The sequence below is a fragment of the Nocardia pneumoniae NBRC 100136 genome (assembly GCF_000308755.1).
GTDB lineage: Bacteria > Actinomycetota > Actinomycetes > Mycobacteriales > Mycobacteriaceae > Nocardia > Nocardia pneumoniae.
Genome location: NZ_BAGF01000003.1, coordinates 62,028 through 71,819, shown reverse-complemented (window position 1 = coordinate 71,819; position 9,792 = coordinate 62,028). Strand labels below are relative to the sequence as shown.

Annotated in this window: 11 protein-coding genes; 6 read left to right on the top strand and 5 right to left on the bottom strand. The window is 69.5% G+C overall.

The features are described from left to right. The 4 genes from ON34_RS01465 to ON34_RS01450 form a co-directional block, all read left to right on the top strand. Window positions 1–684, top strand: a 684-nt coding sequence (locus ON34_RS01465) for an AMP-binding enzyme (RefSeq protein ID WP_157172140.1), incomplete at its 5' end; no start/stop codon positions are given. Window positions 685–853: 169 nt separating this feature from the next. Then, window positions 854–2,071, top strand: coding sequence for a Na+/H+ antiporter NhaA (nhaA, locus tag ON34_RS01460; RefSeq protein ID WP_040773127.1), 1,218 nt, complete (start codon window positions 854–856; stop codon window positions 2,069–2,071). 115 nt (window positions 2,072–2,186) lie between these two features. Then, window positions 2,187–2,687, top strand: coding sequence for a phage holin family protein (locus ON34_RS01455; RefSeq protein ID WP_040773089.1), 501 nt, complete (start codon window positions 2,187–2,189; stop codon window positions 2,685–2,687). A 45-nt stretch (window positions 2,688–2,732) separates the two neighbouring features. Next, a complete protein-coding gene (locus tag ON34_RS01450; RefSeq protein ID WP_040773086.1) occupies window positions 2,733–3,668 on the top strand; it encodes an alpha/beta fold hydrolase in 936 nt (311 codons plus the stop codon). Window positions 3,669–3,969: 301 nt separating this feature from the next. On the opposite strand, the gene ON34_RS01445 is transcribed toward ON34_RS01450, so the two are convergent. From ON34_RS01445 to nth, 4 genes are read right to left on the bottom strand one after another with little or no spacing between them, the layout of a single operon-like run. Then, window positions 3,970–5,163, bottom strand: coding sequence for a MarP family serine protease (locus ON34_RS01445; protein WP_040773083.1), 1,194 nt, complete (start codon window positions 5,161–5,163; stop codon window positions 3,970–3,972). Continuing rightward, window positions 5,160–5,876 carry an NUDIX hydrolase gene (locus ON34_RS01440; protein WP_040773080.1) on the bottom strand — a complete coding sequence of 239 codons (717 nt, stop codon included), beginning with the start codon at window positions 5,874–5,876 and terminating at the stop codon, window positions 5,160–5,162. Before ON34_RS01440 ends, ON34_RS01445 begins: the two co-directional genes overlap by 4 nt. A gap of 55 nt (window positions 5,877–5,931) precedes the next feature. Further along, a complete protein-coding gene (locus ON34_RS01435) occupies window positions 5,932–6,579 on the bottom strand; it encodes a TlpA family protein disulfide reductase (RefSeq protein ID WP_245547835.1) in 648 nt (215 codons plus the stop codon). Continuing rightward, a complete protein-coding gene (gene nth / locus ON34_RS01430; protein ID WP_051022046.1) occupies window positions 6,576–7,277 on the bottom strand; it encodes an endonuclease III in 702 nt (233 codons plus the stop codon). Before nth ends, ON34_RS01435 begins: the two co-directional genes overlap by 4 nt. 223 nt (window positions 7,278–7,500) lie before the next feature. Here nth and ON34_RS01425 point away from each other — a divergent pair, with 223 nt between their 5' ends. Both ON34_RS01425 and ON34_RS01420 read left to right on the top strand, forming a co-directional pair. Further along, window positions 7,501–7,743 carry a hypothetical protein gene (locus ON34_RS01425; protein ID WP_040773075.1) on the top strand — a complete coding sequence of 81 codons (243 nt, stop codon included), beginning with the start codon at window positions 7,501–7,503 and terminating at the stop codon, window positions 7,741–7,743. A gap of 208 nt (window positions 7,744–7,951) precedes the next feature. After that, a complete protein-coding gene (locus ON34_RS01420; protein ID WP_039794544.1) occupies window positions 7,952–8,626 on the top strand; it encodes a Crp/Fnr family transcriptional regulator in 675 nt (224 codons plus the stop codon). A gap of 359 nt (window positions 8,627–8,985) precedes the next feature. On the opposite strand, the gene ON34_RS01415 is transcribed toward ON34_RS01420, so the two are convergent. Continuing rightward, window positions 8,986–9,777 (bottom strand): MBL fold metallo-hydrolase, encoded by a 792-nt coding sequence (locus ON34_RS01415; protein ID WP_040773071.1) that lies wholly within the window; start codon window positions 9,775–9,777, stop codon window positions 8,986–8,988. Window positions 9,778–9,792: the final 15 nt, after the last annotated feature.

Sequence of the window (9,792 nt, the reverse complement as noted above, 5' to 3'; positions counted from 1 at the left end):
ACCCCACTGCCCGGCCTCACCCACGCCAAACCGGGCGCGGCCATGACCCCGCTGCCCGGAATCTCCGCCCAAGTCGTCGACGAGGACGGCAACCCCGTCCCACTCGGCGAAACCGAAGCCAACGGCTACCTCGTGCTCGACCAGCCGTGGCCATCGATGCTGCGCGGCATCTGGGGCGACCCCGACCGCTACCGCGCCACCTACTGGGAACGCTTCGCCGAACAAGGCTTCTACTTCGCCGGTGACGGCGCCAAACTCGACACCGACGGCGACCTGTGGGTACTCGGCCGCGTCGACGACGTCATGAACGTCTCCGGCCACCGCATCTCCACCGCCGAAGTCGAATCCGCCCTCGTCGGCCACTCCGGCGTCGCCGAGGCCGCCGTGGTCGGCGCGAGTGACGCCACCACCGGCCAAGGCATCGTCGCCTTCGTCATCCTCACCGCCGAGGCCATCGACACCGGCGAAGACCTGATCACCGAACTGAAAACCGAAGTCGCCCGCGAGATCAGCCCCATCGCCCGGCCCCGCGAGATCCACATCGTCCCCGAACTGCCCAAAACCCGCAGCGGCAAGATCATGCGCCGCCTCCTGCGCGACATCGCCGAAGGACGCGAACTCGGCGACACCTCCACCCTCGTCGACCCGAAAGTATTCGAGGCGATCCGAGCGGGCAAGGGCTGACCCGGACAGCACGGTTGCGGCCGGTGGCGGACTTCGTCACCGGCCGCAACCGTTAGAATTGCGTAAGGAGTGCCGGGAAGTCTGGTCGGCGAACGGACGCGCACCGTACGCCGACGTCGGTGGTCACCGCGTCCACTCGGCCTGACCATCGCCCGAAAGGTTTCCCGTGATCACACAGGTGCGCTCCGAGCTATCCCGTTATCTGCGCACCGAAACCGTTGGTGGCGCACTGCTTCTGATCGCGGCGGCGGCAGCGTTGCTGTGGGTGAACTCGCCGTGGGGTGCGAGCTATCGGACGATGACCGAGACAGTCGTCGCGATCCGGCCGTTACATCTGGAACTCACCCTCGCCGACTGGACCAAAGACGGCCTGCTCGCGGTGTTCTTCTTCGTCGCCGGTCTGGAGCTCAAACGGGAACTCGTGGTCGGCGAACTCGCCGACCGCAAGCGCGCCACGTTACCGGTGATCGCGGCGATCGGCGGTGTGGTGATCCCCGCGCTGATCGCGGCGGTGGTGGGGTTCGGCGTCCCCGGCATGGACCGGGGCTGGGCCATTCCGGTCGCCACCGATATCGCGTTCGCGCTCGCCGTGCTCGCGTTGACCGGCTCGCGCATTCCCGCGGGCGCGCGCGTTTTCCTGCTCAGTCTGGCGGTGGTCGACGACCTGATGGCGATCGTCCTGATCGCGGTGCTGTTCACCACTACGGTGTCGCTGCTGTGGCTGCTCGCCGCGGCCGGGTGCTTCGCCGCATGGGCGCTGGCACAGCGCAACAGGGTCGGCACGCCGTTGCTCTATGTCCCGCTGGCGCTGGTGTCCTGGTACGCATTGCACGAGGCGGGTATTCACGCCACCATCGCTGGTGTCGTGCTCGGCTTGCTCACCAGGGCCCGTCCCGACCCCGACGAGGAGCAGGCGCCCGCCACGCGACTGGAGCACCTGTTCCAACCGGTCTCGGCCGGCCTATGCGTTCCGTTATTCGCGCTCTTCGCGGCCGGAGTTCCATTGACCGCCAATGTTTTCGGTGAGCTGTTCAGTGACAGGCTCGCGCTCGCCGTGATTCTCGGTCTCCTGGTGGGCAAGCCGCTCGGCATCTTCGGGGTGAGCTGGGTGGCGATCCGGCTCGGCATCGCGAGCCGTCCGAGCGAACTCGGCTGGCGGGATATGGTCGCCCTGGCGGTGCTCGGCGGAATCGGCTTCACCGTTAGCCTTCTCGTGGCGGAACTGGCGCTCGCCGACGTCGCGGACGGTTCCTCGGTCGAATTGGCGAAGACCGCTGTGTTGGTGGCATCAATGGCGGCGTCGCTCGCCGGTTCGGCGCTACTGTTGCGACGCGGGCGTGTCCACCAAGCGCGGCGGGACGCCCGTGCGCTAGAACGTGAAGAGTAGAGGCGGCGCGAGCGACGAGCCCGGAAGCGGTAGCCTGCGTGACCGGTGGACGGCACCGGGAGCGCCGCGGCGAACGGGGCCGAGCAGTGCCCGGATAGGGAGAAGGGTCGACCAAGTGAGTTTCAACCACGGCGGCAACGGGAACGACGCGCAACGCGGTCGTACGGTGACCTCCATCCCCCTCACAGACGCCGACCCACTCGGCTCGGCAAGCTTCGGAACCCTGGTTCGCGACGCCGCCGAGCAGATGTCGACCCTGGTCCGCGCCGAGGTGGCACTGGCCAAGGCCGAGGTCACCGGTGAGATCAAGAAGGGCCTGCAGGGCAGCGTCTACTTCATCCTGGCGCTGACCGTGCTGCTGTTCAGCACCTTCTTCTTTTTCTTCTTCCTCGGCGAGCTGCTCGACGTGTGGCTGGCGCGGTGGGCGGCCTTCCTGATCGTCTTCGGACTCATGATCGTGGCGACCGCGGTGCTCGCGTTCCTCGGCTACCGGCGAGTGAAGAAGCTGCGCGCGCCGGAGAAGACCATCGACTCGCTCAAGCAGGCGCGCACGGTGCTGCCGCACTCGCTGGGCGGACCCGAGGACCATCTCGCGCTGGAGAAGCGGACTTCCTAGCCGCGCGTTCGCGAGCCGGTGGGGCGGCTACTAGGCTCGATCGGCGTGTCGGCGAACTTCCTTCCGGATCCGTCCAGCGTCCGTTACGACGGACCGTGGACCCATCGGGACGTTCATGCCAACGGCATTCGATTCCACGTCGTCGAGGCGGTGCCCGAGCGATCCGATGCCCCGCTGGTCGTGCTCCTGCACGGATTCGCGGACTTCTGGTGGTCATGGCGGCATCAGCTGACCGGCCTTGCCGAGCTGGGCTATCGCACCGTGGCCGTCGACCTGCGCGGCTACGGCGACAGCGACAAGCCGCCGCGCGGCTACGACGGCTGGACCCTGGCCGGTGACGTCGCCGGGCTCATCCGCGCCCTCGGCTACACCGAGGCCACCCTGGTCGGGCACGCCGACGGCGGACTGGTCTGCTGGACCACCGCGGTGCTGCACCCGCGGCTGGTTCGCTCGATCGCGCTGGTCAGCTCACCGCATCCGGCGGCGCTGAAAAGCGCCGTGCTGCGCAACCGCCGTCAGCGCGCGGCCTGGCTGCCCAACTTCCTGCGCTACCAGCTGCCCCGCTACGGCGAGCACTTGCTGACCACCGCCGACGGCTTCGAGGTGGAACGGCTGCTGCGGCAACGAGTCAGCCCGGGATGGGCGGGCACCGCCGAATTCGTCGACACGGCCCGGCGGATGCGCTCGGCCATCCAGATCCCCGGCGCCGCGCACTGCGCGTTGGAATACCAGCGGTGGGCCTTCCGCAGCCAGTGGCGTCCGGACGGCCGCCGGTTCATGGCGACCATGCGCGAGCCGATCCGCATCCCGGTCCTCACCATGCGCGGCGACCTCGACCCTTATGTGCTGCCCGGGACCTTCCGTCGCGCCCAGTACCTCTCGCCGGAACGGCGTCTGGTCGGCATACCGGCGGCCGGGCACTTCGCCCATCAGGAGAGCCCCGACGCCGTCACGACGGAGCTGGCCAAACTCCTCGCCTGAACGTCTCACCGAACTCGGATGGCGGCCCGGACGACGCCCGCCGCAGCCCCGCATTCAGGGCAGCGAGAACCGAGGCAGCACCAACCACGGATGCAGCGCAAGGGCGCCGCCAGACCGAAACCTGCCCGCAGCCCGCGCCCGCGACAGTTGATGAAGCCTGCCCGAGCTCTCCCCGACCCCGCCCACGGCGGAGGTGCCGCAGGCACCCGCTATCCCGACGCCGCCCGAGCTCGTCACCGGATCCGCGCCGGCCGGGCCAGCGAAAGCCGCCACCTAACACGCCGCATGGTCCACGTTCGATTCAGCTCAGGACGCAGGCTCCGGTCTCGACCGCGATCTCGGACCTCGCGGCCGCGTCGAGCTGAGCGCGGACCTCCGCGAGCGTGAGCACGTAGCCGGTGTCGTCGTCGGTGACCGCGGCGCCGAAGACCACGCCGAGCACCTGCCCTTCGGTATCCACCAGCGGTCCACCGGAATTGCCCGCCCTGACCTGGCCGCGGACGGTGTAGACCTCGCGTTCGACGGTGCCGTTGCGGTAGATCGTCGGGCCGGTCAGATCCAGCGTCTCCCGGACCCTGGCCGCACTCGCGGTGTACGGGCCGCCGCCCGGGTAGCCGAGCACGATGGCGCTGTCGCCGGAGCGTGCGGGCGCGGGCGCGCGCGGGACCACCGGGGCGGTCAGTCCGGGCACCGCGAGCACCGCGACGTCCTTGGACGGGTCGAACAGGACCACATTCGCGTCCAACGGACCGCGCGGGGTGTCCACCGAGACGCTCGTGGTGCCCGCGACGACGTGGGCGTTGGTCATCACGCGCTCCGGCGCGATCACGAAGCCCGAGCCCTCCAGCGCCCGCTGGCAACTCGGCGCCACGCCGCGAATGCGCAGCACACTCTGTTGCAGGGACGCCGCGACCGGGCTGGCGAGCACGCTCGGATCGGGTGGTTCGACGGCCGCGATCGGCGCCCGCCCGAACGGGCCGATCACGTCCGGCAGGCCCGAGGTGTTGAGCAGCTTGGAGAACTCGTTGGGCAGGCGGCGCAGCCAGTTCGGCGCGACATCGTTGACGTCGGCCAGCACCCGCGAGCCGTTGATCGCGGTCGCGATGGCCGGCTGCGATGAGGTGGCCAGCGGCAACGCGAGCAGCCACGCCGTGACCAGCACGGCGACCGCCTGCAACCCCGCGCCGACCACGCTGTCCACGCTGCGCGTGAACGGATGGCGCATACCGCTGCGCGCGGCGCGGCCGAGCACCATGCCCGCGACCTCGCCGACGATCACCAGCACCACGATGAGCAGTACGCCGGTGAGCACTCTGGTCCGGCCCTCGTCGACGTGCACCAGGATGTGCGGCGCGATCAAGATGCCCGCGACGGCGCCGAGCACCACGCCCAGGAAGGCCAGCGCGGAGGCCACCGCCCCCTGCCGCCACCCGGAGGAGGCGGCGAGCAAGGCGAGCAGCACGACGGCGATGTCGAGCCAGGCCGACGAACTCATAAGGTCATCCCCACGGCGGCGAGTGCGGTTTCCAGGTCACGAACGTCCTCGTGGTCCCACTCGCGATCCCAGCCGGAGGCTTTGCTGATCCCGGCGAGTATGCCGCCGGTCAGCCCCCAGACCAGCATTCCGTCCACCTGGAACGCCGGGCTCTGGTAGCCGAGGGTGCTGCGGACGACGAAGCGGTTCGCCGGATCGAGCAGCCGCACGAGCGGAACGCGCACCACGCGCTCGGTCTCGCTCTCGTTGACGACCCCGACCTGGCCCGGCGTGCGCCAGTACGCGATGACCGGCGTGACGTCGAACCGGGACGGCGGCACGAACAATGTGGGCAGCACCGCGAACGGTTCCACGCCCGAACGGTCCAGGCCGGTTTCCTCGCAGGCCTCGCGCAGGGCCGTGTCGATCGGGCCGGAGTCGCCGGGGTCCACCGCACCACCGGGAAAGGCGACCTGACCGCGATGCTGACGCATGGTGGAGGCGCGCTGGGTGAGCAGCACCTCCGCGTCGGCGGGCAGTCCGCCCTGCGCCTCCGGGTTCGCCTCGGGCGAGCCGCCGAACAGCACGAGCACCGCGGCTTGGCGCGGTGTCGAGGTCAGGGTCAGTGCCCGGCGCAGGGCACGCGCTTTGGTCAACGTGTCGGCGGCGTCTTCAGCGGGTTCGGCCGATCTGAGCAGCCATTTCGGAATGTCACGTGGTATCTCGATGGTCATCGCATCCCTCCCCGCACCCGCCGACCCGGCCGAACGCCCGCACCGTCACGCATGGTCATGCGGCCACTCCGAGTTCGCGCGCGACCGTGTTCGCGATGTCGTCGACCCCCTCGAATGCCCGGACCACGACATCGGCGACCGAGCCATCGGCCCGCACCAGCACCGAGACCGGCAACACCGCCGGGGCTCCGACCGCCGTGCGCACCCGCGCGTCGGCGTCGAACACGCCGGGCAGCTTCACATTCAGTCCGGCCAGCCTGGCCAGTGCCTTGGCTTCATCAGGGTCGCTGTGCACGGTCAGCACGGTAATCGCGTTCCCAGCTCGTTGTGCGTATTGCTGCAAATACGGCAACTCCTGGGCGCATGGTGCGCACCAGTAGGCCCACAGGTTCAGCAGGGCGGGCTTGCCCGCCAGCGCGGCGGCCACATCGACCGGCCTGCCGTCTGCCAGGCAGGTCAACGTTATCCCGGCCAGCGGGCCGTTCCCCGTGGTGGCGGTAGGAGGGCAGTCGGCCAGACCGGCCGCGGCGCGGGATTCGCCGGATACGCCGGAGGTGATCCGGGGCGACTGTGGCGTGGACGTCTCGGCGTCGTCCCCGCGCGGCCACACCGCGACGGCCAGCGCCAGCACCGCGATCAGGCCCGCAAGTGCCCAACGCCACGCATGTCCCGCACTTCTTTTGCCCGAGGGCTCCGAACTCACCGGCCCACCAGCTCGAGCAGATGCTCCCGCTCCGGGCCCTTCACCAGCTTGGCCGCGGCCTCCGGATCGGTCGGCCCGACCCCGAAGGACGGGCAGTCCTTGGCCAGGATGCACGCGCCGCACGCGGGCTTGCGGGAGTGGCAGACGCGTCGGCCGTGGAAGATCACCCGGTGCGAGAGCATCGTCCATTCCTTGCGCTCGATCAGCGCGCCGACGGCGTGCTCGACCTTCACCGGATCTTCTTCGCTGGTCCATTCCCAGCGGCGCACCAGACGGCCGAAGTGGGTGTCGACGGTGATGCCAGGGACGCCGAACGCGTTACCGAGGATGACATTGGCGGTTTTGCGCCCGATGCCGGGCAGCCGGACCAGTTCCGTCAGGGTGTGAGGCAATTCACCGTCGTGATGCTCGAGCAACGCTTGCCCGAGACCGATCAGCGCGGCGGCCTTGTTCCGGAAGAACCCGGTCGGCCGAAGGTATTCCTCCAGCTCCGCGCGGTTGGCCTCGGCATAGGCGCGTGCGTCGGGGTAGCGGGCGAACACCGCGGGCGTGGTGAGATTCACGCGCTCGTCGGTGCACTGTGCGGAAAGTATTGTCGCGACCGCCAATTCGAGCGGCGTGGTGAAGTCGAGCTCGCAGTGCGCATCGGGGAAGGCGACCGCGAGTTCCCGGTTCATCCGGCGTGCCCTTCGTACCAGCCCGAGCCGGGTTTCCGCCTGTCGCGCCCTAGTTTTCCGTTTCGGAGCCGCGGCGGCGCCAGGCTGTGCTGCGGAAGGCTCGGAGGCGGACGGAAGGCCGTTCCCGGCGGAGACGGAGGGGGAGACGCGCACGCGTCCACCATACGGAACCGCCGAGCAACGTTGCCCTTCCAGTTCAGTTGCCGTGTTCCATCTGAGACCTGGACCGTGTTTACTGCTCGTCATGCAAGGACTCGCTGTGGTGCTCTTCCCAGTGGTGTTGATGCTGTTCGCACTGGGTATGGAGCGGGTCGAGAATCGGCTCCGCAAGCTTCTCGAACCCGACGAAGAGGTTCAGCAGTACCTGGACAAGGCCAGCAACGCCGAAGTGAAGGAGCTGACGAAGCTCGGTCTGCCCGCCGCCGTGGCCCGGATGCGCAGGCGCCGCTCCCGCGGCGATGAGCTGGACGTGGCCCGCGCGAGCTGACTCGGCGGCCCCGGAGTCGGCCCGGCGGGGGTAACTCCGAAGGCGCTCGCCGGCGCCGCTGATCACACTGGTACGGTTCTGCGCTGCACCACGCAATCCACTCGTTACGTGGTGTCCATCACTACGCTGTCACCACGCCGCGTAGACTGCGCTGTTGGCCGAGTCGCTTCGGTCCGGTACAGAGCCATTTCCCATAAGGAGCACATTCGTGGACGAGGCCCTCGCCAGAGCAGGCATCTTCCAGGGCGTCGAGCCCACTGCGGTGGCCGCCCTCGCCAAGCAACTTCAGCCGGTGGATTTCCCGCGCGGCCACGTCATCTTCAACGAGGGTGAGCCGGGCGACCGGCTGTATATCATCACGTCCGGCAAGGTGAAGATCGGCCGTCGTTCGCCCGATGGCCGCGAGAACCTGCTGACCATCATGGGCCCGTCCGACATGTTCGGCGAGCTGTCGATCTTCGACCCCGGCCCGCGTACCTCCACCGCCACCACGGTGACCGAGGTGCGCGCGGTGACGATGGACCGCGACGCCCTCAAAACCTGGATCGACCAGCGACCCGAGATCGCCGAGCAGTTGCTGCGCGTTCTCGCCCGCCGCCTGCGCCGGACCAACAACAACCTGGCCGACCTGATCTTCACCGACGTTCCCGGCCGGGTGGCCAAGGCCCTGTTGCAGCTCGCGCAGCGGTTCGGCACCCAGGAGGCGGGCGCCCTCCGGGTCACCCACGACCTCACCCAGGAAGAGATCGCGCAGCTGGTCGGCGCCTCCCGCGAGACCGTCAACAAGGCGCTCGCCGACTTCGCGCACCGCGGCTGGCTGCGGCTGGAGGGCAAGAGCGTGCTGATCTCCGACTCCGAGCGGCTCGCCCGCCGCGCCCGGTAACGCACGAACGTCCTACGGCACGCCGGATTCAGCGCTCCACTGAACCCGGCGTGCTGTCGTTCCCCGCAGAAGAGGCGCACCCGGATGAACTCCGTGGTCAGCCCGCGCCGGACCAGCGGAGCTCGGGGTAGCCGCTTGTGCGCCCGCCCCGGCGGAGGCCCGAGGTAGCCGCTTATGTGCCGGACCCGGCGGAGGCCAGAGGTAGCCACTTGTGCGCCCGACGACCCGGCGGAGGCTCCGAGGTAGCCACTTGTGCGCCCGACCCGGCGGAGGCTCGAGGTAGCCACTTGTGCGCCCGACCCGGCCGAGGCTCGAGGTAGCCGCTTGTGCGCCGGACCCGAGCGGAGGCGAGGTAGCCCCTAGCCGTGCGCGCGCAGATAGTCCAGCTGCGCCTGGACCGAGCTGCGTGCGGCTGGCCACAGCCGCTTGTCCACGTCGGTGTACACCTTGCGCACCACCGCCATCGCGCCCGCGTCCGGGCCGAGCACCCGCAGCGCCTCCCGCACCTGGTCGAGGCGCTCGTGCCGATGCGCGATGTAGTAGCGCGCGACCGGCTCCAGGTCCGGATGGTCCGGGCCGTGCGCGGGCAGCAACGCCTTGCCCCGGCCCACCTCGACCAGGCGGTCCAGCGACGACAGGTAGTCGGCCAGCGTGCCGTCGCTGGAATCCAGCACGGTGGTGCCCGCGCCGAGGATGGTGTCCCCGGTCAGTACCGCGTCGTCGAGGACGAAGCTCACCGAGTCGGCGGTGTGGCCCGGCGTGTCCAGCACGGTGATCCGCAGGCCCGCGGCCTCGATCACCTCGCCGTCGGCGAGGGGCGCGTCCGAGCCGCGCAGGAAGCCGGAGTCCTTGGCCCGCACCGTGGTCCCGGTCAGCTCGGTGAGCCGATCGATGCCGCCGGTGTGGTCGTGATGGCGGTGGGTGATCAAGGTGAGGGCGATCTCGCCTCCGGTGGCCTCGGCGATCGCGGCGCTGTGCGACTTGTCCTTCGGCCCCGGATCGATCACCACACAGTCCGACCGGCCCGGCGCACGCAGAATCCAGGTGTTGGTTCCCTCCAGGGTCATCTGGCCCGGATTGTCGGCCAGTAGCACCGACGCCGTCTCGGTGACCTGTCGCAGCTGCCCGTAGGCGGGGTGTGTCAACGTCATCGCAAACCTCGGATA

Coding starts and splice junctions, on each gene's coding strand:
- ON34_RS01445 (WP_040773083.1), bottom strand. CDS start 5,163: ATGAGTTCGTCGGCCTGGCTCGACATCGCCGTCGTGCTGCTCGCCTTG.
- ON34_RS01440 (WP_040773080.1), bottom strand. CDS start 5,876: ATGACCATCGAGATACCACGTGACATTCCGAAATGGCTGCTCAGATCG.
- ON34_RS01415 (WP_040773071.1), bottom strand. CDS start 9,777: ATGACGTTGACACACCCCGCCTACGGGCAGCTGCGACAGGTCACCGAG.
- ON34_RS01425 (WP_040773075.1), top strand. CDS start 7,501: ATGCAAGGACTCGCTGTGGTGCTCTTCCCAGTGGTGTTGATGCTGTTC.